We start from the raw sequence: 26,818 nt of genomic DNA on the forward strand, positions 1-26,818 counted from the left end.
TCGCGTCGCGGCCGGACATCTTCCGCCGCTCTTTTCAGACGCCCGGCATTCAGGTGTGTATCCCCTGGACGTCGGGCGTCTGCCTTGCGCTCGGCAGCGATTCTCGGAATCGTGGCCGGTCCCGAGGGAAGGAGAGCCACATGCTCACGCTTACCGAGAACGCCGCAGACGCGGTCCGCACGATCGTCTCGCAGACGCCCGATGCTCCGACCGCCGGTCTTCGCATCCAGGGCACCAGCGCGTCGACCGAGGGTTACGCACTGACGCTCGCACCGTCGCCGGAACAGGGCGACACGGTCGTCGAGACCGGAGAGGCCCGCGTGTTCCTCGAGAACGTCGCCGCGGGCGAGCTCGACGACAAGGTACTCGACGCACAGGTCACGCAGGAGGGCGTCCGCTTCGCCCTCGCCCTGCAGCAGTAAGGCGCACAGCGCCCAGCGGCGCCACCCGGATCCGTCCGGGCGGCGCCGCTTCGCGTTCCGGGCGTCCCGTGCGGTGCCGGCGCCCGGCTAGACTGGCCGGGCCAGCCTCTGTAGCTCAATGGAAGAGCAGTTCCGTCCTAAGGAAACGGTTGGGGGTTCGAGTCCCTCCAGGGGCACCAGGACTCAGCCGAGGCCTTCGAGCGGCACCTCAGGTGAGGATCACGAGCCGCTGCGTCGCCCGGGTCATCGCGACGTAGCGGTCGACGGCTCCCGAGACGCCCGCGCCGAACGCCGACGGGTCGACGAGCACCACGAGATCGAACTCGAGTCCCTTCGCCTCCGCCGGGCTCGCCGACCGCACCCGCCCTCCCCCGGAGAACGAGGGATCGCCGATGACGCACACCACGCCATCGTCGTGCTCGGCGAGCCACGCCTCGAGGATCCGGTCGCGGTCCGCGCGTGGCGCGTGCATCACCGGGACGCCGGCGCTGCGGACGGAGACCGGCACGTTGGCGTCGGGCAGCGCGATCCGGATCACGGGCGCTGCCTCCGTCATGATCTCCTCCGGCGTGCGGTAGTTCACCGTCAGCCGCGCGACGCGGGAGCGCTCGATCCCGACGCGCGCGAGGCGCTCCGGCCAGGTCTCGGCGAACCCGCGTCGCGCCTGCGCCCGATCGCCCACGATCGTGAGGCTTCGCGACGGGCAGCGCCGCAGCAGCATCCCCCACTCGGCGTCCGTCAGCTCCTGCGCCTCGTCGACGACGATGTGCGCGAAGGGGCCGGCGAGCGCGTCGGCCGCCGGCGCGGCCTCGACGGCGACGCCTTCGAGCGCGGCCCGCATGTCCTGGCCGCGCAGCATCGACATGACGGCCATGTCCGAGTCGTCCGCCGCGATCAGGTCGGAGACGACGTCCGTCATCCGCTCGCGCTCGACGGCGATCTGCGCCGAACGACGATGCCGCGCGCGCACCGCGTCGGGGTCGCCGACGAGCATGCGCGCGGCGTCGAGCAGGGGCAGGTCGGCGGTCGTCCAGGCCGCGCGGGTGGGGCGCTGGAGCACGTCGACCTCCGCCGGATCGAGCCAGGGCGCGCAGGCGCGCAGCACGTCCGCCGAGGTCCAGAGCTCTCGGACGACATCGGCCGGCTCCAGCAGCGGCCAGACCCGCGCGAAGGCGGCTCGCAGCTCGCCGTCGGCGGCGAGCGCCGCTCTCCCGGCGCCGTCCTGGTCGTCTCCGCCCCTGCCGTACGCGTCGAACTGCTCCTCGTCCGAGTGCGTCCATCGCGCGTCGCCCCATCCCTCCGCCCAGGGGTCGCCCTGCGCGGCCGAGCGGCCCGCCCACCCGTCCGTCGTCTCGCCGCTCTCCCCGCGGGCGGCGAGCAGGTCGAGCAGCGCATCCCAGACGCGGTCCCGCGCATCGTTGTGTGTCGTGCCGGCCTCGGCGGCCGCGAAGGCCTCTCGCCAGTCGGCCGGGGAGATCCGGATGTCGGCGACGGCGGTCTCGACGAGGAGCTCGCGCGTGGGCGCGCGCTCGAGGCGGCGGACGGCGCGCTCGACCGCGGCGAGCATCCGCGCGTCGGCCTTGAGCCGCGCGATCTCCGGCACGCCCTCCGTCACGGCGCCCCGGCCTTCCGGCACGAGGTCGCGCAGCGTGCAGGTGGCCACGTTCTCCTCGCCGAGGCTCGGCAGCACGTCCTCCACATAATCCAGGTACGGCTCGTGCGGGCCGACGAACAGGACGCCGCCCGAGCCGGGAGCCAGGCGCGGATCCGCATAGAGCAGGAAGGCCGCGCGGTGCAGCGCGACGACGGTCTTGCCGGTGCCGGGTCCGCCGTCGACGACGAGGGCGCCGCGAGAGTCGGCCCGGACGATCGCGTCCTGATCCGCCTGGATCGTGGCCAGCACGTCGCGCATGCGCGGCGATCGGCTCGCGCCGAGGCTGGCGACGAACGCCGACTGGTCGTCGAGGGCGGCGCTGCCCTCGATCGCCTCGAGGTCGAAGACCTCGTCCCAGTAGTCGGTGATCCGGCCGTCGTTCCAGCGGTAGCGGCGGCGGCTGACGAGGCCGCGAGGGTCGCCGTGGCTCGCGGCGAAGAACGGCTCGGCCGCCGGCGCGCGCCAGTCCACGAGCAGTCGCCGCCCGTCTGAGTCCGCCAGTCCCCCGCGTCCGATGTACACCGTCTCGCCGTCGTCGCGCACCATCCGGCCGAGACAGAGGTCGATGCCGAATCGGCGCAGCACGCCGAGCCGCGACGACAGCCGGTGGACCTCGGCGTCGCGGTCGAGGGCGGCCTGCCCGGGGCCGGCGGGCTCGGCCCTCGCGATGTCGAGACGCGCGGTGAGCGCGCTGGACGTGCGTGCGAGGTTCGCGGGGATCGCCGCGAAGTGGTGCTCATCGGCGGCGATGAGCCGCGGATCGGTCTTGGCGGACAGGCGCGCGGGCAGCGCGAAAGGGCTCGTGTTCACGGGGATGGGGCTCCGAGGGTCGCAGGCGGGAATGCGATTCTGCTCCCATCGGGGGCCCTTGCCGCAAGCCCCCACCCCGCCGGTATCCTGGAACTGCAGGCGGGACGCGGTCACGCGTCTCCTGCCTGGTGTCGAGCCGGGAACGTCCCTCAGCCGATCGGGCCGAGGATCAACCGCGCCCGTCGGCCCGCCCCGCGGCCGGGCTCAGGCTCCCGCGCCGCCGTCGACCGGGACGATCGCACCGGTGACGATGGAGGCGCGGTCGCTGAGCAGGAAGCCCGCCACCTCGGCCACCTCGCGCGGCTCGGCCATCCGCCCCAGCGGGATGGAGGCGTTGATGTGATCGATGACGCCCGGGGTGGCGCGCTCCCAGGCGGCGATCATGTCCGTCGCCGTGCCGCCCGGCGTCAGCCCGTTGACCCGGATGCCGTCGCGCGCCCACGAGACGGCGGCGGTCTCGGTGATGCTGTTGAGGGCCCGCTTCATGGCGCCGTAGGCCGGCAGATCGGGGTTGGCGCGACGCGACCCGATGCTCGAGGTGTTGACGATGGCCCCGCCGCCGCTCTTGCGCATCAGCGCGGCCTCGGCGTTCATCGCGATCCAGTGAGCGCGGAAGTTGACCGCGAACTGCTGTTGGATGTCGTCGTCGGTCGTCGTGTCGAGCGGACCGGGCTGCTGGACCACGGCCCCGTTGTTGAAGGCCCCGTCGAGGCGCCCGTGCAGCTGCTCGACCCGGTCGATGGCGGCCCGCACGCTCGTGTCGTCGGCGAGGTCGAGGGCGACGGCGTCGGCGACCCCGCCGGCGCCGCGGATCTCCTCGACCACGCCCTCGAGCGCGTCCAGGCCGCGCGCGCCGAGCACGACCGCCGCCCCCTCGCGGGCGAACAGGCGGGCGGCCGCCGCGCCGATGCCGCGGCTGGCGCCGCTGATGAAGATGATCTTGTCTGCGAGCAGGCCCACCGGGCTGCTGGGGAGATGTCCGTTCGTCATGACATCCAGCGTCCGGCCGACGCGCACGCTCGTTCCAGGCATCGGGAGTACCAGGCTCGGCGACGCCGCAAGGGAGAGACTGGACGTATGGACACGCAGGAGCTGGCGGCGTTCCTCCGATCCCGCCGCGAACGGCTGCTCCCCCGGGACGTCGGACTGCCCGCGGGTGCGCGGCGGCGGACGCCGGGGCTGCGCCGCGAGGAGGTCGCTGTTCTCGCGCACATCTCCACGGAGTACTACGTCCGGCTCGAGCAGGGGCGCGCACCGCGGCCCTCGTCCGAGGTGCTGGCCGGGATCGCGGGCGCGCTCCTGCTCACGGCCGCCGAGTCGGAGCATCTCCATGTGCTCGCCGGCGCCGCGCCGATCCGCCACGACCGCCACCGACGCGACGTGCGGCCGAGCATCCTCGCCCTGCTGGACCGCATCCCGCAGACGGCGGGCATCGTCCTGTCGGCGGCGTTCGAGGTGCTCGCCTGGAACGGGCTCGCGGCGGCCCTCATGGAGGACTTCGCCCGGCTCTCCCCGCACGAGCGGAACCTCGCCCGCCGCGCCTTCGCGACACCGGCCCCCACGGACGACCCTCCCTACGGCATCTCCGACGGCGCGGAGTTCCGCCACCACGTGGTGATGCAGCTGCGTCAGGCCCTCACGCGCTACCCCTCGGACCCGGCGATCAGCGGCCTCGTCGACGAGCTCGGCGCGGGCAGCGCGGAGTTGGCGCGCCTCTGGCGGCGGCACGACGTGCAGGCGGCCCCCGTGCTCACCAAGACCTTCCGGCATCCCGCCGTCGGCAGCATCACGGTCGACTGCGACTCGCTGCTCCTCGCCGACCGCGACCAGCACCTCGTGCTCTACACGGCCCCGCCGGGCTCGCCGGACGCCGAGGCGCTCGCGCTGCTCGCCGTGCTCGGCTCGGAGCGGTTCGGCGCCGCCGAGCCGCGCTGAGCCCCGGCGAGTCCGGCGCTCACGGGACCGTGTAGCCCGCCGCGCGGAACAGCTCGTACCACTCGGGACGGGTCAGCGGCAGGTCCGAGCCGAGAGCCGCGGCGGTCACGCGCTCGGGCGTGGTGGTGCCCAGCACGACCTGCATGCGCGCCGGGTGCCGGGTGATCCACGCCACCGCGATCGCCTCCGCCGGCACGTCGTACTTGCCGCTCAGCCGGTCGATCACGGCGTTCAGCTCGGGGTAGCGGTCGGACCCGAGGAACGGCCCGTCGAAGAAGCCCGCCTGGAAGGGCGACCACGCCTGTACGGTGATGTCGTGCAGACGGCAGTAGTCGACGATCCCGCCGTCGCGCACGATCGACTGGTCCAGGCCCTGCATGTTGGCCGCGACCCCCTGCGCGACGATCGGCGCGTGAGTGATCGACAGCTGCAGCTGGTTCGCGACGATCGGCTGCGACACGTGCCTGCGCAACAGCTCGATCTGCTGCGGCGTCTGGTTCGACACGCCGAACGCCCGCACCTTGCCCGAGGCCGAGAGCTCGTCGAACGCCCGCGCGACCTCCTCCGGCTCGACCAGCGCGTCGGGCCGGTGCAGCAGCAGGATGTCAAGGTAGTCGGTGCCGAGCGCCTCCAGCGATCCGTTCACCGACTCGACGAGGTGCTCGTACGAGAAGTCGAAGTACGGGCCGTCCTTCACGATCCCGGCCTTCGACTGGATCACGAGCTGCTCGCGTTCCGACGAGGTCAGACGCAGCGCCTCCGCGAAGCGCCGCTCGCAGCCGTGCGGCCCGCTGCCGTAGACGTCGGCGTGATCGAGGAACGTGATCCCGGCGTCGCGGGCGGTGCCGACGAGAGTGCGCACTTCCTCGTCGCTCTTGTCCTGGATGCGCATCAGTCCGAGGACGATGTTGGGGACGACGATGTCCGTTCCCGGGAGGGTGAAGGTCTTCATGCGGCCCAGCCTAGGGCGGTACGGAGCCCGTGGGCCGGACGCCGACCCCGCACCAGATCGCCGAGCCCGCACCAGATCGCCGAGCCCGCACCAGATTGCCGAGCCCGCTGCCGATCGGATACCGGCTCGCCGGAAGAGTGCGGGGTCGACGCCTCGCCCGCGTCAGGAGAGCAGTTCGACCAGCTGCGCCTTGGTGAGGCGCGAGTATCCCGTCCGCTGTTCTGCGCGCGCCCTCGCGCGCAGTTGGGGGACCGTCAGCGACTCGAGGCTGGATGCGTCGAACGGCGCGACCGTCGCCTTCGGCTCGCGACGGCGCGCGGCGCGCTCCTTCGCGACAGCCGGAGCGGGGCGCTCGATCTGCCCCGGCTCCACGTCAGCCGGCGCGCTCCCGTCCGGGGCTTCGTCGACGGGCGTCTGCCCCGCGGGGATCGAGGCGGCCGCGGTGTCGCGTTCGGCGCCGGAGGGCGCCTCCAGCGCGTCGGGGGCCTCGACGCCCTCGGCGGTCTCCGCGCCCCTCGGCGCCTCGTCCGCTCCCCCGGCGGCGCGCTTGCGCGCCTTCTTCACCAGCTTCTCCGCCGCCTTGCGCTCAGCCTCCCGCTCGGCGAGCTTCGACTCGATCCGGCCCGTCGCCTTGGTGATCGCGGCGACCGCGGCGGTCGCGTTCTTCTCGACCTTGCGCGGCTTCCGCGCGATCCTCTTCTTCGACACGTCCGCGGCGTCCGCCGCCTCGTCCGCCAGCGAACGGAGCTTCTTCGCGTCCTTCTTGGGCAGCGACCTGCTCAGCTTCCTCGCGCCCTTCGCCGCGTCGGACGCGGCGTCGACCGCCGCTTCCGCCGCCTTCTCCGCCTTGGTCTTCTTCGCCACGATGCAGCCTCCCTGTGTCCAGCCCCCTCGGGCGCCCGTCGGGGCGCGTGGCGCAGACTCTACAGAGCCCAGGCGAACGGATGGAGAACGAGTGCGTCAGGCGGCCAGGGCGAGGTACGGCTCCCAGCGGGGGTCGGCTCGCTCGGTGCCGCGCACCGTCCAGGCCGTCCCGTGCGGGGGCCGCGGCGTCGTCTGCAGCTCCCACCCCATCTCCTGAGGGGTGTGGTCGCCCTTGACGTTGTTGCAGCGCAGGCAGCACGCCGCCAGGTTCTCCCACGAGTCGGCCCCGCCGCGCGAGCGGGGCAGGATGTGGTCGATGGTCGAGGCCGCCTTGCAGCAGTAGACGCACCGATAGGCGTCCCGTCTCAACACCCCGCGGCGCGTGACGGGGATGCGGCGGGCGGTCGGCACGCGCACATAGCGGGTCAGCACGATCACCGCCGGTCGGTCGTACGACGATCTGGTGCCCCAGATCGGCTCGTCCTCGTCGTGCTCGATCACGGTCGCCTTGTCGTTCATGACGAGCACCAGCGCCCGTTTGAACGACACCACGGCGAGCGGCTCGTATCCCGCGTTCAACACCAGTGTGCGCATCTCACGTCCTCTCGATGGGTCCCGGACGGCTTTCCGGGCTCTCGAACTTCGGCCGCGTCGTGGGCGAGAAGGCGTGCAGAGACGAAAAAAGGCGCTGTCTAGACAGACAGCGCCTCTGCGACCGCGGTGAGACCGCGGCTCGAGTGCACACGATGCCGAAGGACGTAACGCCCGAGCGCATCCATGGTGCGGATGCGAGGTATTCGTTCCATCGGCTTCTCCCTTCGTCCCTCTCGGCGACGGGATCAGGCTAGCCCACGGCTGGGACGCCGCGGCAGAACGGACGGTGAACTCCCGGGCGTGTCGACGACGAGGGGCCCGGCGGAACGTGTCCGCCGGGCCCCTCGTCGTCGATCGTCAGATGGGCAGGACGCCCATCGGGTCGACGAGCCCGCCGTTGATGCGCACCTCGATGTGGAGGTGGTTCGCCGTGGAGCGGCCGGTGCTGCCGACGTAGCCGATGATGTCGCCGGCGTTCACGGTCTGGCCGGGCGACACGGCGATGGAGCTCATGTGCGCGTTGCGCACCTCGACGGCCGAGCCGTCGACGGTCGCGGTGAACGTCACGAGGTTGCCGTAGGCGCCGGACCAGCCGGCGGTGACGACCGTCCCGGAGGCGACCGCGTAGATCGGGGTGCCGGCGCCGATGACCATGTCGGTGCCCTCGTGGCCGCTGCCGACGGAGCGCGTGATCGTGTAGCCGCCGGGCAGCGGGGCGCCGAAGCTGCCGCTCGCCACGGGCGGTGCTGCTGCGGCCGCGACGGACGCCGTGGCCGTCGCCGCAGCGGCGTTCGCCGCGGCCTCGGCCGCGGCAGCCGCCTGCTGCTTCGCGCGCTCGGCGGCAGCCTTCTCGGCCTTCGCCTGGGCGATCTCCTCGGGGGTCGTCGCGGCATACGCGGAGCCGTCGAGCGCGGGCGTCTCGACCTCGGACGCCACGACGAGCGACTGCGCGTCGGCGGTCGCGACGTCGTGCACCGAGAGGGCCTCGCCCTCGGACTGGATCGCGGCGTAGGCGGGGAACGCGACGCCGGCGATCAGTGCGCCGACGGCGGCGACCGTGCCCACGGCACGAATCGGCCGGATGCGCGGGCGGCCGACTCGGCGCGCCTCGCGCTCGGCGCGGCGGATCGTCTTGCGGACGGCTGCCGCGGATCCTGCGGATGTCTCGCCCCGAGCGGGGACGAGGGTCGTCTTGTCGGTGTCGGGCACGACGGATGACGAATCGATCTCGGACAAATCTGTTCCTCCATCGCCTCGCGGTTCGGGTCCGCCGGCTCGTCAGCACTGGTCTGTCGGGGCACGCAGTGTGCGATCCGTGGAAACGACGAGCCGGAGAGGCGATTTCCCACGGAGCAACCCAGGAGGGGTCGCCCCGGGTATCCCCCGAGACTACGGGAAGGTAACGGAAATGTCACGCCCGATCGGGAATCCCCGCTGCGGACGACCTGGCAGTCTCCGCGGGAGCGACACGGAGACTGTCAGGCGGCGACGCGGTCGTCGACGAGGAAGATGTGAGAGGCGAGCTCGACCGGCAGCTCGAGGCCGTCGTCCTGGCCGTCCATCTGCACCAGCACGTACCCCTCGCTGTAGCGGTAGCCGCCCTCGGCGCCGGGGACGACGCCTGCGTCGCGCAGCTGCTGCAGCAGATCGGGATCGACCTGCGCCGGCTCGGCGAGGCGCCGCACCGTGCCGCGGATCGGGCCGCCCTCGTCGTCCAGGCGCCTCACGAGCCCCACCACGCCCTCCTCGAACGTGTGCGCTGCGGCGCTGCCGAGCTGGTCGAGGCCGGGGATCGGGTTGCCGTACGGCGACTCGGTCGGGTGGCCGAGCAGCTCGATGAGACGACGCTCGACCTGCTCGCTCATGACGTGCTCCCACCGGCACGCCTCCTCGTGGACGTACGCCCAGTCGAGGCCGATGACGTCGGACAGCAGTCGCTCGGCGAGGCGGTGCTTGCGCATCACGTCGACCGCCTTCTGCCGGCCGGCGACCGTGAGCTCGAGCCGCCGGTCGTCGCCGACGACCACGAGGCCGTCTCGCTCCATACGGCCGACCGTCTGCGACACGGTCGGCCCGGAGTGCCCGAGGCGCTCGGAGATGCGCGCGCGCAGCGGCACGATGTTCTCCTCCTCCAGTTCGAGGATCGTGCGGAGATACATCTCGGTGGTGTCGATCAGGTCGGTCATCCCAGCCTCCGTCGCGCGCTGATTCCTGTTCGCTTCTCAGGCAATCCTAACGACCGCCGGGGACATCGGATCGCCGACGATGCCGCATCGCCACCGGCAATATGCTGTGCGCATGACGCTCACGATCCCCACCGACCTCCTTCCCGCCGACGGCCGCTTCGGATGCGGCCCGTCGAAGGTGCGCCCCGAGCAGGTGCAGGCGCTCGCCGCCGCCGGGACGTCGCTGCTGGGGACGTCGCACCGGCAGGCGCCCGTGAAGAACCTGGTGGCGAGCGTGCGCGAGTCCCTCGCCGACCTGTTCCGGCTGCCCGACGGCTACGAGATCGTGCTCGGCAACGGCGGCTCGACCGCGTTCTGGGACGCCGCGGCCTTCGGCCTGATCGAGCGCCGGAGCCAGCACCTGACGTTCGGCGAGTTCGGCGGGAAGTTCGCCAAGGCCGCCAAGGCGCCGTGGCTCGAGGCCCCCGACGTGCGCGACGCCCCGGCCGGCTCCCGCGCAGCGGCCGAGCCCGTCGAGGGCGTCGACGTCTACGCGTGGCCGCACAACGAGACCTCCACCGGCGTGGCAGCCCCGATCGCGCGGGTCTCCGGCGACGAGGGCGCTCTGACGGTCATCGACGCGACCAGCGCAGCGGGCGGCATCGACTTCGACGTCGCCGAGACGGACGTGTACTACTTCGCGCCGCAGAAGAACCTCGGGTCGGACGGCGGCCTCTGGTTCGCCGCGATGTCGCCGGCGGCGCTCGAGCGGATCGAGCGGATCGCCGCCTCCGATCGCTATATCCCCGAGTTCCTCAGCCTGTCGCAGGCCGTGGCGAACTCGCGCCTGCAGCAGACGCTGAACACGCCGGCGCTGACCACGCTGCATCTGCTCGACAGCCAGCTGTCCTGGACCCTCGCGAACGGCGGGCTCGAGTGGGCGGCCGCCCGCACCGCGGAGTCGTCGGGCGCGCTGTACGCCTGGGCCGAGGCGTCGGAGGTCGCGACGCCGTTCGTCACCGACCCCGAGCACCGCTCCCCCGTCGTCGTGACCATCGACTTCGACGAGTCGGTCGACGCGGCGGCCGTCGCGGGGACCCTCCGCGCCAACGGGGTCGTCGACACCGAGCCCTACCGCAAGCTTGGCCGCAACCAGCTGCGCGTGGCGACCTTCGTCTCCATCGAGCCCGACGACGTCCGCCAGCTGATCCGCAGCATCGACTACGTCCTGGACGCCCAGCGGTAGACGCCGATCCGTCCGGAGACCCACGAGACGCCTCGCAGAGTCCTCTGCGGGGCGTCTTCACGTTCACACGGCATTCGGAACCGACGTCCGGACGAGGTCGCTATCGCGCCCGCGTGTGCCGCGGCCACCGAGCCTTGTCAAGTCGGGTCCTCCCCCTCCAGAGCGACACCGGATTCTCGGTATGGTCGGGGCTTTGATGCCTCTCTGGGCATCGCTCGAAACGATTGCGAACGACACGAAACGAGTGATGAGCGTGAACCCCAGCAGTACTCAGCCGCCCGGCCCCGCGACGACCCCGTCCACGCGGAAGCCGCGGCGGCAGCCCCGCAGACTGAAGGTCGACGACGTGCTGGTGGTGAAGCGCTCGCGCATCCGCACCGCCATCTCCGGCACCGTGGTCGGCAACTTCATGGAGTGGTTCGACTTCGGCATCTACGGCTATCTCGCCGTCACGATGACCGCGGTGTTCACCGAGGGCCTGCCCCGCGAGGCCGGGTTGCTGGTGACGCTGTTCGGGTTCGCGGTGTCCTTCCTCGTGCGACCGCTCGGCGGCGCCGTCCTCGGCCCGATCGGCGATCGCATCGGGCGCCAGAAGGTGCTGTTCCTGACCATGGCCATCATGGCCGCGTCCACCGCGCTCATCGGCGTGCTGCCGACCGCGGCGCAGATCGGGCTGTGGGCGATCATCCCCCTCTACCTGCTGAAGATGGTGCAGGGCTTCTCGACCGGCGGCGAGTACGCCGGGGCGACGACGTACGTGGCCGAGTTCTCGCCCGACCGGCGGCGCGGCTTCTGGTCGTCGTGGCTCGACTCCGGCTCGTACCTCGGCTTCGCGGCCGGCGCCTCCACCGTGGCACTGACGACGCTGGCCGTCGAGTCGATCTCTGGCCCCGGCGCGATGGTCGAGTACGGCTGGCGCATCCCCTTCCTCGTGGCGCTGCCGCTCGGCATCGTGGCCATCTGGTTCCGCCTGCGCATCCCCGAGACCCCCGCGTACGAGGTCGCCGAGAACGCCGGCGAGACCGAGATCGACGAGCAGGACCCGCTCTCGCGCCACGGCATCGTCGGCATCTTCCGCCACTACTGGCGTCAGATGCTGATCGCGATGGCGATCGTCGCCGCGACCAACTCCGCCGGCTATGCGCTGACGAGCTACATGCCCGCATACCTCGAGAACGAGGTCGGAGTGTCGAACCTCGTCGCGGCCATGGCGACCGTGCCCGTGCTGATCGTGCTGTCGGCGTGCCTGCCGCTGGTGGGGCGCCTGTCGGATCGGGTGGGACGCAAGCCCGTGTACCTGACCGCCTCGGTCGCGACGCTCGTGCTCATGGTGCCCGCGTTCGCCATCATGCAGCTCGGCGAGGCCTGGGCGATCCTGCTGGCTCTGACGATGACGATGCTGCCGGTCGCGCTCTGGGTGGGGCCCTCCGCGGCCGCGCTGCCCGCGCTGTTCCCGACGGCGTCTCGCTTCGGGGCCATGGCGATCGCGTACAACCTGTCGGTGTCGCTGTTCGGCGGCACGACGCCGCTGTTCAGCGAGGCGTTGATCCAGCTGACCGGCAACGCCTTCATGCCCGCGTTCTACATCATGTTCTTCGGCCTCGTCGCGGGCCTGGCGGTGCTGACCATGAAGGAGTCGGCGCGCCGGCCGCTGCTGGGGTCGGTGCCCGCCGTGGAGACGAAGGCCGAGGCCGCCGAGATCGTCGCCCGCCAGGACGAGGACCCGCTCATCGACACGAGCACGATGCCGCTCGACGTGCTGCCCGACGCGGGCGCCGGGCAGCACGAGCCCGCAGGCGTCTAGCGCCCCGAGCGGAACGAGAGCGGCGCCCTGGGCTCAGGCCCGGGGCGCCGCTCTGTCGATCGTGTCGGCGGCCCGCCGTCCGACGACCAGACCGGACAGACGGAGGGTCTCCGCGCTCCGCGGGGACTCTCGTGTCAGTCGCGGTCGTCCGCGTCGTCCTCGAAGTCGCCTGCGTCCTCGTCCGACTCGTCGTCGAGGCCGTCCTCGTCGTCCGAGCCCTCGTCGTCGGCGTCCTCGAACCCGTCAGCATCGTCGGCGGCGCCCGTGTCGAGAGTGTCGATGTCGACGCCGTCGAGGTCGCCTCCGTGCAGGATGGGCGAGCCGTCGTCGTCGAAGTCCTCGGCGTCGTCGTCGAAGTCGTCGCGCTCGTCGAGGTCGTCCTCGTCGTCCGCGTGCTCACCGTCCGGCTCGCCGTCCTGCGACTCGGTCAGAGCGGCGGCCTCCGCCGCGGCGACGGCCTGCGCGGCCTGGTACTCCTTCAGGCGCACGGCCCACGGCACCCAGTCGGGCGCCAGCAGGGCATCGTGGCCAGGCAGCAGCTCGGCCTCCAGCACCGTGGGCTCAGCGCCCTCGACGACCGCGAGCGAGACCGTCCAGTACCAGCCGGGATAGCCGAGCAGGGTGTTCTCGAAGCGCAGCGAGACGACGCCGTCGGGCTCCACGGAGTGGCCCGCCGCCGGCCCCACCGTGCCGGCCGGCGTGATCTCGCCGAGCGCCGCGAGCGCCAGGTCGTGCGCCTCGAGGAGACGCCGATCGGGCTCGGGCAGCTCGAGGTCGGCGCGCTGCGCGTCCTCGGCCGCGGCGTCGACCGCCGCGCCCTCCTCCGGCGCGTCAGACATCGAGCTCTTCCGCGACCTTGCGCAGCACGGCCGCGACCTTGCGGCCGTGACCGCTCGATGGGTAATGGCCGCGACGCAGGTCGCCCCCGACGCCGTCGAGCAGCTTCACCAGGTCCTCGATGATCACGGCCATGTCGTCGGCCGGCTTGCGCTTGGCCTTCGCGAGGCTCGGCGGAGCGTCCAGCACGCGCACCGACAGCGCCTGCGGCCCCTTGCGGCCGTCGGCCACGCCGAACTCGAGACGCGTGCCGGCCGTGGGCGCCGCGGCCCCGGCGGGCAGGGCGCTGGCGTGCAGGAAGACGTCCTGACCGTCGTCGGAGGAGATGAAGCCGAAGCCCTTGTCCTCGTCGTAGAACCTGACCTTGCCGGTGGGCATGACACAACCTCTGCAGCATCGAGAGAAAACGAATGCGAGACCGTCGGATCCCGCTCTCCCAGCCTATCGCGCCCGCGCATCCGGCTACTCTGGTCACGATGAGCACGAACTCCTCCGACGATCCGCCGGTGCGGCGCATCGATCGCATCCTTGCGTTCATGTCGCTCGGCATCGCGCTGCTGTCGGTGGTGTGCTTCTTCGCGATCATGATCTCCACCGCGACGGGCATGACCCACGCCGACTACTCGGACGGCGTCTGGCCGATCGTCGCGGCGATCCCGATGTTCGGGCTGCCGATCGCCTTCGTCCTGATCCTGGTGCTTCTCGTGATGAGCTTCGTGCGCCGCGGCAAGCCGGGCCGGCGCCCCTGACCGCGGCGCCCTGACGAGCTGCTCGCCGTGAACACGACCGACTCCCGCGCCCTGGCGGAACGGCTGGCGACGGCGGACGACCGCGAGATCGCCGACCTGCTCCTGCGGCGGCGGGTGTCGGGCGGCTCGGGCTGGCACGACTTCTTCGACGCCGCCGAGGCGCTGCTCGCGCCCGAGGCCGTCGCCCGCGCCGTGTCCGAGCTGCCCCGCGACGCGCTCGCGGCGCTGGCCGAGGGCACCGGGCCCGAGCGGCTGGGGCTCACCGACCCGCACGGCACCCCCTACGCGCAGGTGCGCGCCGCGCTCGGCGGCGTCGCTCCGCTCCCCACGCCCGCGAGCACGCCGCCTCGCGCCGGCGAGGCCGCTGCGGCGCACGCGGCCGAGCGCGCCTTCACGACGACCTCGGCGCTCGCCGACCTGCTGCTGATGGCCCTGCGCACCCCGCTGTCGCGGGTAGGAACGGGGGCCGTCGGCGCGGCGGACCGGCGCCGCATGGCCCAGGAGGAGATCGTCCGCGACGCCGACGACGCCGACGACCTGGTCGCGCTCGCCGAGGCGGCAGAGCTGCTGACCGTGTCGGACCGCCACTGGCTCGTCTCGGCCGCGGGCGCGGAGTGGGTGCGCGAGTCCACCGGCGAGCGCTGGGCTCGCGTGGCCGCCGGACTGCGCTCCGCCCTGCCCGACGGGGTGCGCTCGCCCTCCGGCGGCTGGATCGACCCGGCGCTCTGGGACGACGCGTACCCTCTGGACGAGACCTGGCCGGAGCGGGCCTCCCGTTGGCGCCGCCTGCTGCGGCTCGCGGGCCTCGCCGCCGAGGGCGACGGCGCCGGACGGGACGCCGAGCCCGCGTGGGCGACGCCGGTGCGCGAGGGCGGATCCCCCGATCCCGGGCTGCTGGTGGCCCTGCTGCCCCGCGAGGTCGACAAGGTCTTCCTGCAGAACGACCTCACCGCGATCTCGCCCGGACCGCTCGCCCCGGCGCTCGACGTGCGCCTGCAGAGCATGGCCGCCCGGGAGTCGCACGCCCAGGCGTCCACCTACCGGTTCACCGAGGCGTCCATCGCCGGCGCCCTGTCGGCCGGCGAGACGGCCGACGACATCCTCGGCTTCCTGTCGGAGCTGTCGCTGACGGGCGTCCCGCAGCCGCTCGCGTACCTCGTGCAGCGCATCGCCGAGCGTCACGGCCTGGTGCGCGTCTCGGTCGAGCCCGACAACGGGCACACGGTCGTCTCGAGCCGTGACCACGCGCTGCTGCAGACGATCGCGGTCGACCAGGCGCTGCGTGCCCTCGGTCTCGTCCCCGACGGGCGCCTGCTGCGCACACGCGCGTCGCGCGACGCCGTGTACTGGGCGCTCGCCGACGCGAGGTATCCCGTCGTCGCCCTCGACGAGGAGGGCGGATCGGAGACGCTCGACCGCGGCCGCGTGGCACGCGAGCCCGCGCCCGAGGACGCCCGGTCTCGCTACGCGGCGCTGATCGACCGGATGCGCGAGGCGCACGGCACGGATGCCGACGCCGCCTGGCTCGAGCGCGAGCTCGAGACGGCCGTGCGCACGAAGTCGCTGCTCGAGGTCACGGTCGCGCTGCCGGACGGATCGGCGCGGACGTTCACGCTCGAGGCGACCGGCCTGGGCGGCGGCCGCCTGCGCGGTCGCGACCGGGGCGCGGACGTCGAGCGCACCCTGCCCGTCAAGAGCATCACGGGCGTCCGACCCCTCTGACGCCCGTCGACGGTAGACTGGTCCGCTATGGCTGATGGCCCCCTGATCGTGCAGAGCGACCGCACCGTGCTGCTGGAGGTCGCGCACCCCGACGCGGAGACGGCGCGACACGAGCTCGCGATCTTCGCCGAGCTCGAGCGCGCGCCCGAGCACATCCACACCTACCGGATCACCCGGCTCGGGCTCTGGAACGCCCGCGCAGCCGGCCACGACGCCGGGGACATGCTGTCGACCCTCGACCGATGGTCCCGGTTCCCCGTGCCGCCGTCGGTGTCGGTCGACATCCGCGAGACGGTCGAGCGGTACGGGCGCCTCACGATCCGCCGCGGCGACGAGGGCGAGCTGCTGCTCACGTCGACGGATCGCGCCGTGCTCGCCGAGGTGTCGCGCAACAAGCGGATCCAGCCGCTGCTGATCGCCCAGCCCACGCCCGACACGTACGTGGTCGACGCCTGGGCGCGCGGCCACATCAAGCAGGAGCTGCTGAAGATCGGCTGGCCCGCCGAGGACCTCGCGGGCTATCGCGACGGGACGCCCCATCAGATCGCCCTCGAGGAGAACGACTGGCACCTCCGCCCCTACCAGGCGGAGGCGGTCGAGAAGTTCCGGGAGGGCGGCTCCGGCGTCGTCGTGCTGCCCTGCGGCGCCGGCAAGACGCTCGTCGGCGCGGCCTCGATGGCCGCGACCCAGACCACCACGCTCATCCTCGTCACCAACGCCGTGTCCGCGCGGCAGTGGCGCGGCGAGCTGCTGAAGCGCACGACGCTCACCGCCGAGGAGATCGGCGAGTACTCGGGGCAGGTGAAGGAGGTCAAGCCGGTCACGATCGCGACCTACCAGATCCTCACCGCCCGCAGGAAGGGCGAGTACCCCCATCTCGCCCTGCTCGACGCGCTGGACTGGGGCCTCATCGTCTACGACGAGGTGCACCTGCTGCCGGCCCCGGTGTTCAAGCTGACCGCCGACCTGCAGGCACGCCGCCGCCTCGGCCTCACCGCGACGCTGGTGCGCGAGGACGGACGCGAGGGCGACGTGTTCAGCCTCATCGGTCCCAAGCGCTTCGACGCCCCGTGGAAGGAGATCGAGGCGCAGGGCTTCATCGCCCCCGCCGCCTGCTACGAGGTGCGCGTCGACCTGCCGGCGAGCGAGCGTCTCGAGTACGCCGCGAGCGCCGACGAGGACCGCTACCGCCTCGCCGCGACCGCGCCCGCCAAGATCGACGTCGTGCGCGAGCTCATCGAGAAGCACGCCGACGAGCAGGTGCTGGTGATCGGTCAGTACCTCGAGCAGCTCGACGAGCTGAGCGAGGCGCTCGACGCACCGAAGATCACCGGGGCGACGCCCGTCGACGAGCGGGAGCGGCTGTTCCAGGCCTTCCGCGAGGGCACCGTCAAGGTGCTGGTGGTGTCCAAGGTCGCGAACTTCTCCGTCGACCTGCCCGAGGCGTCGGTCGCCATCCAGGTGTCGGGCTCGTTCGGCTCGCGTCAGGAGGAGGCGCAGCGGCTCGGACGCCTGTTGCGCCCGAAGCAGTCGGGCCAGACGGCGAGCTTCTACACCCTGATCGCCCGCGACACCGTGGACCAGGACTTCGCCCAGAACCGCCAGCGGTTCCTCGCCGAGCAGGGCTACAGCTACACGATCCTCGACGCGGAGCGCCTCGAGGCCGCGTAGCCCGTGAGTGCCGTCGCGCAGTCCGTGAGTGCCGTATGGCACTCACGGACTGTCGGAGAGTGCCATACGGCACTCGCGGGGGCGATCAGCCCTCGAGGCGGGCCAGCCAGTCCGACAGGATGCGCTCCAACGTGGCGCGGTCCGCGGCCGGGAGGTCCTCGAGCAGGCGCTGCTCGTTGCGCATGTGGGCGGCGAACGCCTCGTCGATGAGGGTTCGGCCGGCGTCGGTCAGCCGCACGATCCGGCCCCGTCCGTCCGCGTCGCTCGCCCGCCGCCCTACGAGACCCGCCGCCTCCAGCCGGTCCAGGCGCTTCGAGACGGCGCCGGTGGTGACCATCGTGTGCTGCGCGAGGGCGCCCGGCACCATCTCGTACGGCTCCCCCGCGCGTCGCAGCGTCGCGAGCACGTCGAACTCGCCCTCGCCGAGGTCGAAGCGGGCGTAGACCGGCAGCAGCTCCGCTCGCAGCAGATCGCCGAGTCGGTGCAGCCGGCCGACGACCCCCTGCGGGGCGACATCGAGATCGGGGCGTTCGCGTCGCCACTGCTGCTGGATCCGCGCGATCCGATCGTCCGCCGTCATGGAAGACACTATAGCTTCCGGGGAAACTATAGTGTCTTCCATGGAAGCGAAATGGCGATGGATGCTGCTCACGGCGGTGGCGCCGATCTCGTGGGGAGCCACCTACTTCGTGACCAGGGAGTTCCTGCCGGCCGACGCGCCCCTGTGGGGCTCTGCCCTGCGGGCGCTTCCGGCGGGCATCGCGCTCGCTCTGCTCGCGCGCCGACAGCCCCGCGGCGACTGGTGGTGGCGGTCGGCCGTGCTGGGGCTCCTCAACGTCGGCGCGTTCTTTCTGCTGGTCTACGTCAGCGCGCAGACCCTGCCGACCTCCGTCGCCTCCTCGGTCATGGCGCTCGCCCCGCTCGCCCTGGCGGGGTCGGCGTGGCTGCTCGTCGCCGAGCGCCCGGGGCTGCCGCTGATCGCCGGGGCGACGGTCGCGATCGGCGGGACGCTGCTGCTCGTGTGGCGCGGTGCCGAGCCGGCGTCACCGAGCGGCCTCGCCTCGTCCGCCGGGGCGCTGGCGCTGTCATCACTGGGCGCCGTGCTCGGTCGTCGCTGGGCGGACGGCACTCCGCTGCTCGCGACGACCGCCTGGCAGCTCCTCGCCGGCGGCGTCATGCTCGCCGTCACGGCGGGAGCCGTCGAGGGGACGCCGCCCGCCCTCGGCCCGACGCAGTGGACGGCCCTCGCCTTCGTCAGCCTCGTCGCGACCGGGCTGGCCTACGTGTGCTGGTTCGGCGGCATCGCGCGCCTCCGCGCCGGCCTCGTCGGGACCATCGGCCTGCTCAACCCGCTGACGGGCACGCTCCTGGGAGCGACGCTCGGCGGCGAGACGCTGGCCGCGCCCCAGTGGTGCTGGATCGGCCTGGTCCTGCTCGGCATCCTCGTCGCGCAGCGGCGATCCGGCGGCGGCGCGATGCAACCGCCATCCGACGACGCCGAAGACGCCGGTGAGGGCGATGGCGAACCCGACCACCGCGAGCGGCGTGAGCGGCGTGCCGAACGCCAAAGTCGCCCACACCGCCGCCGTCGCGGGCGTCAGGAAGAGCCACGCGCTTGCGACGAGCGTGCCCTGCTGCTCGACCAGGAGCAGATAGCTGCCGAACCCACCGAAGAATGCGAGCGCGACCAGCACCGCCACGGCTCCCCAGAAGGATGCGTCCGGCGGCGGCGCCAAGGAGCCCGTGACGCCGGCGATCCCACAGAACACGACGGCGGACACGCACGCATGCACGGTCAGTGAGTCGAGCAGGCTGGTGCCCGGAGGGTGGCGCCATCGCTCACTGAGCAGGCTTCCGCCAGTGAGCGACACGGTCCCCGCGATCACACATGCGAGCCCGATCCATCCCCCGCGCAGTTCCGCGTCACCGCTCACCACGAGCACCACTCCGACGACGCCCGCGGCGAGCCCCGCGCAGCGACGCATCCTGCCTGCCCCATGCCAGATGGCACCCGTCGCGAGCGCCGCCAGCAGTGGCTGCAGCGAGGCGATCAGCGCGCTCGCGCCGGGCGGCACCCCGACCTCGGCGCCCCAGAAGACGCCGGCCAGATAGATCACCTGCACCAGCAGGCCGACAAGCGCCTCACGCGCGACGAAGCGCGGGGCGAGCGCGCGGCGCCGGATCGCCAGGATCAGCAGCAGAGCACCCGCGGTGAGAACGCAGCGCCAGGCGAGGGTCGTCGCGGCGGCGGCACCCGACAGACTCGCCATCGTCGCCCCCACGAAACCGGCGCTCCAGCAGATCACGAGGACGGCGGGCAGAGAACTCGTCAGAATGCGGCGCACCGACCCAGATAACCATACCGGTCGGTATACTCACAGTGTCCTCGCTCGCCGAGCGAGGACGACTCGGCAGGGAGGCAAGGACGAATGGGCGCGACGCCGAACCCGAACACCCCCACGGGGCACCGCATCCTGGAGGTCGCCTCCCGCCTGTTCTACGACCGCGGCATCAGAGCCGTCGGCGTGGACCTCATCGCCGAGCAGGCGCAGACGACGAAGAAGACGATCTACGACCGCTTCGGGTCCAAGGACGCTCTCGTCTCGGCCTACCTCGGCCGCCGTGCAGAGCGTTGGGAGGCGTTCTTGGCAGACTGGCTCGCACGAGGCACGTCAGCGCAGGGCTCAGAGCGCGTTCTGTCGGTCATCGACGCGAACGAGGCGTGGGTCGAGGCCGAGGACGCGCACCGCGGATGCGGCTTCGTGAACGCGCACGCCGAGCTGGGCGCCGGCCATCCGGGGCTGGCGATCGTGCGGGCCGACAAGCTGCGCGCGCGCGAGACCTTCACCAGCCTCGTCGCGGAGGCGGGATACGCCGACGCGGAACGACTGGGGGCCCAGATCCATCTGGTGTACGAGGGCGCGATCGTCGCGCGCACCGCCGGCGCGCTGGACGACGCCTACGAGGAGGCGCGTGACGCCATCCGCGCGCTGCTCGCGACGGCGGCACCGCAGGATGCCGACCGCACGCCTGCGTAGCGATCCGTCGCGAGCGCCATCTGGCACTCGCGTGCGGCAGCCGAGTGCCAAATGGCACTCGCGAGCTCGGCCCTCCACCACCGGAGCGGCAGCCGCCTGTGTTCGCTTTCGGCCGATCCGCGCCGGAATCCACCCGATTCAGAGAGCCGGCCGACATAATGGGGCCATGACCGCACCGCGCATCCTGGTCGTCGACGACGAGCCGAACATCCGCGACCTGCTCTCGCAGAGCCTCCGCTTCGCGGGCTTCCAGGTGAAGACCGTCGCCAACGGCGCACAGACGATCTCCGCTGTGCTGGAGGAGGAGCCCGATCTGATCGTGCTCGACGTGATGCTGCCCGACATGAACGGGTTCAGCGTCACGAAGCGCCTGCGCGACGCCGGGTACACCGCCCCGATCCTCTTCCTCACCGCGAAGGACGAGACCGAGGACAAGATCAAGGGCCTCAACGTCGGCGGCGACGACTACGTGACCAAGCCGTTCAGCCTCGACGAGATCGTCGCGCGCATCCAGGCGATCCTGCGGCGCACGATGCAGAACGACGAGGAGGAGCAGGTCATCCGGGCCGGCGAGCTGACGATGGATCAGGACACGCATGACGTGTTCGTGGGCGACGCGCAGATCGACCTCAGCCCCACCGAGTTCAAGCTGCTGCGGTACCTCATGCTCAACCCCAACCGCGTGCTGTCGAAGGCGCAGATCCTCGACCACGTGTGGGAGTACGACTTCAACGGCGACGCGGGCATCGTCGAGAGCTACATCTCCTATCTGCGGCGAAAGATCGACCCGCACGCATCCGAGTCGCTGATCCAGACCAAGCGCGGCTTCGGCTACATGCTGAAGGTCGACAAGGCGGGCTGACGGCTGCCCGACAAGCCCGACGCGCTGACGCGGTGGTGGCGCCGCATCAGCCTGCGCGCCAAGGTCACGGGCGTCACCGTGACCGTGCTCGCGCTGGGCCTGTTCGCCGCGGGGCTCGGCACGATGCCGATCCTGCGCACCGCTCTGCTGAGCAACATCAACTCCTCGCTCACGCAGCTCGCCGGCAGCGCGGTGGGCGAGCAGCTGTTCAACATCTCGTCGGGCGGTGAGAGCGGCCCGGTGTTCACCCCGAAGGCGAACGCTCCCCGCACCGACTACTACGTCGCGGTCTACGGGCCCGACGGCGATCTGCTCGCGAGCGCCGGCGGCCAGGGCCCGGACTCCCCGCGCCCCGCGTTCCCCTCGTCCTTCGGCACCGACTACGCGTACTCGCACCAGGGCTCCATCATCCAGCTGGGCGATCGCACGGGCGACGACGCGGTCTTCCACGCGTCCTTCGCCGTGCAGCAGTTCGCCGGCAGCGAGGCGAAGATCTACACGCAGATGGTGGCGCGACCGCTGACCGAGGTCGAGCGCGTCGTCGGCACGTACTTCGGCATCTTCTTCCTCGTCGCCCTCGTCACGATCATCGGCGGCGCCCTGCTGACGCGCTGGGCGGTGACGCTGACGTTCCGGCGCTTCGGCCAGGTCGAGGCCACGGCCATGTCGATCGCATCGGGCGACTTCAGCCAGCGCCTCACCGACGCCGAGCCGAGCACGGAGATCGGCCGCCTCACCACGGCGATCAACACCATGCTCGACCGGATCGACGGGGCCATCGGCGACCGCGACGCCACCGTGCGGCAGATGCGCCGCTTCGTCGGCGACGCGAGCCACGAGCTGCGCACCCCGCTGGTGAGCGTGCGCGGCTACGCCGAGCTCTACCGCATGGGCGCGATCCAGGGCGAGCCGGACACCGCCCGCGCGATGGAGCGGATCGAGAAGGAGGCGATCCGGATGGGCGTGCTCGTCGAGGACCTGCTCGCCCTCGCCCGCCTCGACGAGAAGCGCGAGCTCGACATCGTGCCCCTCGACCTGCGTCCGCTCGCACGCGACGCGGCGCTGGACGTGCGGGTGGCGGAGCCGGGGCGCGTGGTGACGGTGGTCGACACCACGGTGGAGGCGCTGACCGGACCCATCGCGCTGCCCAGCTCCGAGCCGCACGCCGACGACGCGGAGGCGCGCGAGGCGCGACGCCGCCGGTCGCGCCCGCTGACGGCCGCGACCGAGGGGCTCTCCTCTCTGCTGCGGCGCCGCCCGAGGGGGCCCGGCGACCCGGCGACCGGCGAGGTGCCCGTCGACGCCTCTGCGTCGCCCGGCTCCGAGGGATCCGGTGCACCGGCGATCCCCCAGCTCGACTTCACCGTGCCGCAGTCGCTCCGGCCCGTGGCCGTGCCGCCCATCGTGCTGGGCGAGGAGCACCGGGTGCGTCAGGTGATCGCGAACCTCCTCGGCAACGCCCGCCGGTTCAGCCCCGAGGGCTCGCCGATCGAGATCGAGGTGGGAGTGAGCGTCGAGGCGCACACCGCGTGGATCGCGGTGGTCGACCACGGCGAGGGCGTCCCCGAGGCGATCCGCGATCAGATCTTCGAGCGGTTCTGGCGGGCGGACACGTCCCGGGCGCGCGAGACCGGCGGCAGCGGGCTCGGGCTCGCGATCGTCGCGTCGATCGTGGAGGCGCTGCACGGCTCGGTCTCGGTGCAGGACACCCCCGGGGGCGGCGCCACGTTCCGCGTCGCCTTCCCGCTCGCGCCGCTCGCGGAGGCCGATCACGCGCTCGCCGAGACGCGCCCGATCCCCCGCATCGACGACGGCTCCTGAAGCTCACGCCCACCGGACCGCAACACTCGAACGAGACCGCAATCGCGGGGCGAGACCGTCGCCGACGGCTCCTGTCTCGCTCCGATCCTGCTGTCTCGCTCAGGACGTGCTGTCTCGCTCAGGACGTGCTGCGCGGTCGGCTGAGGGTCGTCCCCAGGTGCGGTCGCGCCGCGGGTTGGCCCCGCCGCCGGGATCCGGATCCATCGCTCGCCGGGCGTGCCTAGCGTGGGATCACCGACCCACACGACCTAGGGAGCACATCATGGCCGTCTTCACCGTCGACACCGACTCCGTCCTCGCCGCCAACGGGCAGGTGCTCGCCAGCGCCGAGCGCCTGCGCGGCGAGAGCGCCGCCCTCAGCGGCCAGCTCGCCGGGCTGCGCTCGCAGTGGACGGGCGCCGCGGCCGGCGCGTTCGAGGGCACGCTCGAGCAGTGGAAGGCCGCTCAGCGCTCGGTCGAGGACGCGCTCGACGCGATCGGGCGCCTGCTCGGCAACGCGGGCGCGCAGTATGCGGAGACCGAGCGCCTCACCGCCGGCATGTTCCGCTGACGCAGGAGCAGCCGCTCGCCTCGCGCGATCGGAGCGTCAGCCGACGGACTGCCGGACCTCCGGCAGGAGTGCGACATCCAGCTCACGGCCGTTGGCGGCCGCCAGGTCCGCCTCGAGCTCGCGGACGATCGGCAGCACGTCGCGGCCGAACGCCTCGACCTCCTCCTGGAAGTGCAGATAGCCGGTCAGCACGAGGTTCACGCCGACCTTCTTCAGCAGGACGATGCGCTCGGCGACCTGCTCGGGCGTGCCGATGAGGCCGGCGCGGAAGCCGTCGTTGTACTGCACGAGATCCTCGAAAGTCGAGTCCTCCCACATGCCCTTGCCGTCCTGGGTGGCGCGTCCCGCCTCCCTGACCGCGGCGGCGAAGCCCTCGACGGCCGGGCGGTGCGCCTTCGCGATGATCTCGCGCAGCGTGTCGGTCGCCTCGCGCTCGGAGTCGCGGACGATCACGAAGCCGTTGATGCCGAAGCGGGGCTTCACCGGCGCCGTGCGGGCACCCGACGAGGCCGAGGCCAGCACACCGGCGATGTTCTCCTGGAATCCCTCGAGCGAACGCCCGTTGGAGAAGTACCAGTCGGCGACGCGGCCTGCGGCGGCCTGCGCGGCCGTCGAGTTGCCGCCGAAGAAGATCTCGGGGTGGGCACGGCCGGGGACGTCCACCGGCGCGGGCGAGAGCGTGAAGTCGGAGACGTCGTAGTGGCGCCCACGGAACGAGAACTCGCGCTGCGTGAGCAGGCCGCGCAACACGGTGATGAACTCCTCCGTCCGCGCATACCGCTCGTCGTGCAGCCCGAAGTTCACGAACTCGTCCTTCAGCCAGCCCGACACGATGTTGACGGCGGCTCGGCCGTTCGAGATGTGGTCGGCGGTGATGAGCCACTTCGCGAGCACGCCCGGGTGCCACATGCCCGGGTGCACGGCGGCGATGATCTTCAGCCGCTCGGTCGCGCCGAGCAGACCGAGCGTGAAGGCAGTGGCCTCGTGCTGCTTGTCGGCGCCGTAGCTCGCCGCGTAGCGGGTCTGCGACAGCGCGTACTCGAAGCCCGCGTCCTCGGCGATCCGGGCGAGACGCTTGTTGTACTCGAAGTCCCAGCCGGTGCGCTGCTCGATCGTGGACACGACGAGGCCGCCCGACACGTTGGGAACCCAGTAGGCGAACTTCAGCGGAGTCTCGAGGTCCGCCGCCGGCGAGACCTCGGTATCGATGACGCTCATGGGCCTCCTCCAAACCGACGATCAGGTGCCCACCAGTCTGCGGATCCGCGAGCGGACCGCACCCTGGAGCGCAACATTCCGACGCAAACGGCGAAGCGCCCCTCCCGGAGGAGGAGCGCTTCGCGCGTGGGCGTGGAGCCGGGACTCAGAAGTCCATGCCACCCGTCGGGTCGGCCGGAGCGGCCGCGGCCTTCTCGGGCTTGTCGGCGACGACGGCCTCGGTCGTGAGGAACAGACCGGCGATCGACGCGGCGTTCTGCAGCGCCGAACGCGTCACCTTGGCCGGGTCGATGATGCCCTGGGCGAACAGGTCGCCGTACTCGCCGGTGGCGGCGTTGAGGCCGTGGCCGACCTCGAGGTCCGCGACCTTGTTGGCGACGACGCCGGGCTCGAGGCCCGCGTTGAGGGCGATCTGCTTCAGCGGCGCCTCGATCGCGACCTTCACGATGTTCGCACCCGTGGCCTCGTCACCGACGAGCTCCAGACCGGCGAAGGCCGACTTCCCGGCCTGGATGAGGGCGACGCCACCACCGGCGACGATGCCCTCCTCGACGGCGGCCTTCGCGTTGCGGACGGCGTCCTCGATGCGGTGCTTGCGCTCCTTGAGCTCGACCTCGGTGGCCGCGCCCGCCTTGATGACGGCGACGCCGCCGGCGAGCTTGGCGAGGCGCTCCTGCAGCTTCTCGCGGTCGTAGTCGCTGTCGGTGTTGTCGATCTCGCGACGGATCTGCGTGACGCGACCCTCGATCTGGTCGGCCTCGCCGGCGCCCTCGACGATCGTCGTCTCGTCCTTCGTGACGATGACCTTGCGCGCACGGCCGAGCAGGTCGAGCTCGGTGTTCTCGAGCTTGAGACCGACCTCCTCGGTGATGACCTGGCCACCCGTGAGGATCGCGATGTCCTGCAGCTGGGCCTTGCGGCGGTCGCCGAAGCCGGGGGCCTTGACCGCGACCGACTTGAAGATGCCGCGGATCTTGTTGAGCACCAGGGTGGCCAGCGCCTCGCCCTCGACGTCCTCGGCGATGATGACGAGCTCCTTGCCCGACTGGATCACCTTGTCGACGACGGGCAGAAGGTCCTTGATGTTCGAGATCTTCTGGTTCGCGATGAGGATGTACGGGTCCTCGAAGACCGCCTCCTGGCGCTCCGGGTCCGTGACGAAGTAGGGGTTCAGGTAGCCCTTGTCGAACCGCATGCCCTCCGTCAGCTCGAGCTCGGTGCCGAAGGTGTTCGACTCCTCGACGGTGACGACGCCCTCCTTGCCCACCTTGTCGATGGCCTCGGCGATGAGCTCGCCGATCGCGGGGTCGGCGGCGGAGATCGACGCGGTCGCGGCGATCTGCTCCTTCGACTCGACCTCCTTGGCCTGCGCGAGCAGCTCGTCGGAGAGGGCCTTGACGGCCTTCTCGATGCCGCGCTTCAGGCTGATCGGGTCGGCGCCAGCGGCGACGTTGCGCAGCCCCTCGCGGACGAGGGCCTGGGCCAGCACGGTCGCGGTCGTCGTGCCGTCACCGGCGACGTCGTCGGTCTTCTTGGCGACCTCCTTGACCAGCTCGGCGCCGATCTTCTCGTACGGGTCGTCGAGCTCGATCTCCTTGGCGATCGAGACGCCGTCGTTCGTGATGGTGGGGGCGCCCCACTTCTTCTCGAGCACGACGTTGCGACCGCGCGGGCCGAGCGTCACCTTGACGGCGTCGGCCAACGTGTTGAGGCCGCGCTCGAGGCCGCGACGAGCCTCCTCGTCGAAAGCGATGATCTTAGCCATGTGTGTGTCGTCCCTCCCGGACGTAGGCGTGTGGTCATTAGCACTCACGTTGGGCGAGTGCTAGGACGATTCTGGCACTCACCCCCATCGAGTGCAAGCCGCCCGCAACACCCCGTCACGACACAGCGAAGCGCCCCGC

24 protein-coding genes and 1 tRNA gene are annotated in these 26,818 nt (G+C 71.9%); 13 read left to right on the forward strand and 12 right to left on the reverse strand.

The window, feature by feature from the left end; genetic code table 11:
* Positions 1 to 140 precede the first annotated feature (140 nt).
* Positions 141 to 422 (forward strand): Fe-S cluster assembly protein HesB, encoded by a 282-nt coding sequence (locus K5S26_RS10245; protein ID WP_221857887.1) that lies wholly within the window; start codon positions 141 to 143, stop codon positions 420 to 422.
* Positions 423 to 526: 104 nt separating this feature from the next.
* Positions 527 to 601, forward strand: a tRNA-Arg gene (locus K5S26_RS10250).
* A 29-nt stretch (positions 602 to 630) separates the two neighbouring features.
* Here the strand turns inward: K5S26_RS10250 and helR are convergent.
* Together helR and K5S26_RS10260 are read right to left on the reverse strand one after the other, a co-directional pair.
* Positions 631 to 2,892, reverse strand: a complete 2,262-nt coding sequence (helR, locus tag K5S26_RS10255) for an RNA polymerase recycling motor ATPase HelR (RefSeq protein WP_221858008.1) — start codon at positions 2,890 to 2,892, stop codon at positions 631 to 633.
* Positions 2,893 to 3,090: 198 nt separating this feature from the next.
* Positions 3,091 to 3,876, reverse strand: coding sequence for an SDR family NAD(P)-dependent oxidoreductase (locus K5S26_RS10260; protein ID WP_221857888.1), 786 nt, complete (start codon positions 3,874 to 3,876; stop codon positions 3,091 to 3,093).
* A gap of 87 nt (positions 3,877 to 3,963) precedes the next feature.
* Here K5S26_RS10260 and K5S26_RS10265 point away from each other — a divergent pair, with 87 nt between their 5' ends.
* On the forward strand, positions 3,964 to 4,821 hold the full coding sequence (locus K5S26_RS10265) for a helix-turn-helix domain-containing protein (RefSeq protein ID WP_221857889.1): 858 nt from the start codon (positions 3,964 to 3,966) through the stop codon (positions 4,819 to 4,821).
* Between the two features lie 19 nt (positions 4,822 to 4,840).
* Here K5S26_RS10265 and K5S26_RS10270 read toward each other — a convergent pair whose 3' ends face one another.
* From K5S26_RS10270 to K5S26_RS10290, 5 genes are all read right to left on the reverse strand, one after another.
* The gene (locus tag K5S26_RS10270; RefSeq protein WP_221857890.1) at positions 4,841 to 5,773 is read right to left on the reverse strand and encodes an aldo/keto reductase; all 933 of its coding nucleotides are present in this window, start codon (positions 5,771 to 5,773) and stop codon (positions 4,841 to 4,843) included.
* Between the two features lie 162 nt (positions 5,774 to 5,935).
* Positions 5,936 to 6,637, reverse strand: coding sequence for a hypothetical protein (locus K5S26_RS10275; RefSeq protein ID WP_221857891.1), 702 nt, complete (start codon positions 6,635 to 6,637; stop codon positions 5,936 to 5,938).
* Positions 6,638 to 6,733: 96 nt separating this feature from the next.
* A complete protein-coding gene (locus K5S26_RS10280; protein WP_221857892.1) occupies positions 6,734 to 7,231 on the reverse strand; it encodes an HNH endonuclease in 498 nt (165 codons plus the stop codon).
* A gap of 357 nt (positions 7,232 to 7,588) precedes the next feature.
* Positions 7,589 to 8,467 carry a M23 family metallopeptidase gene (locus tag K5S26_RS10285; protein ID WP_246603867.1) on the reverse strand — a complete coding sequence of 293 codons (879 nt, stop codon included), beginning with the start codon at positions 8,465 to 8,467 and terminating at the stop codon, positions 7,589 to 7,591.
* 242 nt (positions 8,468 to 8,709) lie between these two features.
* On the reverse strand, positions 8,710 to 9,417 hold the full coding sequence (locus tag K5S26_RS10290) for an iron-dependent transcriptional repressor DtxR (RefSeq protein WP_221857893.1): 708 nt from the start codon (positions 9,415 to 9,417) through the stop codon (positions 8,710 to 8,712).
* A gap of 112 nt (positions 9,418 to 9,529) precedes the next feature.
* Between K5S26_RS10290 and serC the strand changes: the two genes are divergently transcribed.
* Positions 9,530 to 10,642 carry a phosphoserine transaminase gene (serC, locus tag K5S26_RS10295; RefSeq protein WP_221857894.1) on the forward strand — a complete coding sequence of 371 codons (1,113 nt, stop codon included), beginning with the start codon at positions 9,530 to 9,532 and terminating at the stop codon, positions 10,640 to 10,642.
* Positions 10,643 to 10,889: 247 nt separating this feature from the next.
* A complete protein-coding gene (locus K5S26_RS10300) occupies positions 10,890 to 12,446 on the forward strand; it encodes an MFS transporter (RefSeq protein WP_221857895.1) in 1,557 nt (518 codons plus the stop codon).
* A gap of 134 nt (positions 12,447 to 12,580) precedes the next feature.
* Here the strand turns inward: K5S26_RS10300 and K5S26_RS10305 are convergent, their stop codons facing one another.
* Positions 12,581 to 13,285 (reverse strand): DUF3027 domain-containing protein, encoded by a 705-nt coding sequence (locus K5S26_RS10305; protein ID WP_221857896.1) that lies wholly within the window; start codon positions 13,283 to 13,285, stop codon positions 12,581 to 12,583.
* Complete coding sequence (locus tag K5S26_RS10310; RefSeq protein ID WP_221857897.1) at positions 13,278 to 13,661, reverse strand: cold-shock protein; 384 nt, start codon at positions 13,659 to 13,661, stop codon at positions 13,278 to 13,280. The genes K5S26_RS10305 and K5S26_RS10310 overlap by 8 nt, the downstream gene beginning before the upstream one ends.
* A 98-nt stretch (positions 13,662 to 13,759) precedes the next feature.
* Between K5S26_RS10310 and K5S26_RS10315 the strand changes: the two genes are divergently transcribed.
* Genes K5S26_RS10315 through K5S26_RS10325 form a run of 3 tightly spaced genes read left to right on the forward strand, consistent with a single transcriptional unit; the run spans position 13,760 to position 17,425 of the window.
* Complete coding sequence (locus K5S26_RS10315; protein WP_221857898.1) at positions 13,760 to 14,032, forward strand: multidrug ABC transporter ATPase; 273 nt, start codon at positions 13,760 to 13,762, stop codon at positions 14,030 to 14,032.
* A gap of 27 nt (positions 14,033 to 14,059) precedes the next feature.
* Positions 14,060 to 15,754 carry a helicase-associated domain-containing protein gene (locus K5S26_RS10320; RefSeq protein ID WP_221857899.1) on the forward strand — a complete coding sequence of 565 codons (1,695 nt, stop codon included), beginning with the start codon at positions 14,060 to 14,062 and terminating at the stop codon, positions 15,752 to 15,754.
* 27 nt (positions 15,755 to 15,781) lie between these two features.
* Positions 15,782 to 17,425, forward strand: a complete 1,644-nt coding sequence (locus K5S26_RS10325) for a DNA repair helicase XPB (RefSeq protein WP_221857900.1) — start codon at positions 15,782 to 15,784, stop codon at positions 17,423 to 17,425.
* 85 nt (positions 17,426 to 17,510) lie between these two features.
* On the opposite strand, the gene K5S26_RS10330 is transcribed toward K5S26_RS10325, so the two are convergent.
* Positions 17,511 to 18,005 (reverse strand): MarR family winged helix-turn-helix transcriptional regulator, encoded by a 495-nt coding sequence (locus tag K5S26_RS10330; protein WP_221857901.1) that lies wholly within the window; start codon positions 18,003 to 18,005, stop codon positions 17,511 to 17,513.
* Between the two features lie 40 nt (positions 18,006 to 18,045).
* On the opposite strand from K5S26_RS10330, the gene K5S26_RS10335 reads away from it, so the two are divergent.
* From K5S26_RS10335 to K5S26_RS10360, 5 genes are all read left to right on the forward strand, one after another.
* A complete protein-coding gene (locus tag K5S26_RS10335) occupies positions 18,046 to 19,227 on the forward strand; it encodes a DMT family transporter (RefSeq protein ID WP_246603868.1) in 1,182 nt (393 codons plus the stop codon).
* A gap of 627 nt (positions 19,228 to 19,854) precedes the next feature.
* Positions 19,855 to 20,463 carry a TetR/AcrR family transcriptional regulator gene (locus tag K5S26_RS10345; protein WP_221857902.1) on the forward strand — a complete coding sequence of 203 codons (609 nt, stop codon included), beginning with the start codon at positions 19,855 to 19,857 and terminating at the stop codon, positions 20,461 to 20,463.
* Positions 20,464 to 20,629: 166 nt separating this feature from the next.
* Positions 20,630 to 21,325: a response regulator transcription factor gene (locus K5S26_RS10350; protein ID WP_221857903.1), complete on the forward strand. Its 696-nt coding sequence runs from the start codon at positions 20,630 to 20,632 to the stop codon at positions 21,323 to 21,325.
* A 78-nt stretch (positions 21,326 to 21,403) separates the two neighbouring features.
* Positions 21,404 to 23,146 carry a sensor histidine kinase gene (locus tag K5S26_RS10355; protein WP_308122892.1) on the forward strand — a complete coding sequence of 581 codons (1,743 nt, stop codon included), beginning with the start codon at positions 21,404 to 21,406 and terminating at the stop codon, positions 23,144 to 23,146.
* Between the two features lie 262 nt (positions 23,147 to 23,408).
* Positions 23,409 to 23,696 (forward strand): WXG100 family type VII secretion target, encoded by a 288-nt coding sequence (locus tag K5S26_RS10360; RefSeq protein ID WP_221857904.1) that lies wholly within the window; start codon positions 23,409 to 23,411, stop codon positions 23,694 to 23,696.
* Positions 23,697 to 23,732: 36 nt separating this feature from the next.
* Here K5S26_RS10360 and sfnG read toward each other — a convergent pair whose 3' ends face one another.
* A complete protein-coding gene (gene sfnG, locus K5S26_RS10365) occupies positions 23,733 to 24,914 on the reverse strand; it encodes a dimethylsulfone monooxygenase SfnG (RefSeq protein ID WP_221857905.1) in 1,182 nt (393 codons plus the stop codon).
* A gap of 145 nt (positions 24,915 to 25,059) precedes the next feature.
* The gene (gene groL / locus K5S26_RS10370; protein ID WP_221857906.1) at positions 25,060 to 26,679 is read right to left on the reverse strand and encodes a chaperonin GroEL; all 1,620 of its coding nucleotides are present in this window, start codon (positions 26,677 to 26,679) and stop codon (positions 25,060 to 25,062) included.
* Positions 26,680 to 26,818: the final 139 nt, after the last annotated feature.

The organism is Microbacterium marinilacus, from assembly GCF_019753765.1.
Lineage (GTDB): Bacteria > Actinomycetota > Actinomycetes > Actinomycetales > Microbacteriaceae > Microbacterium > Microbacterium marinilacus.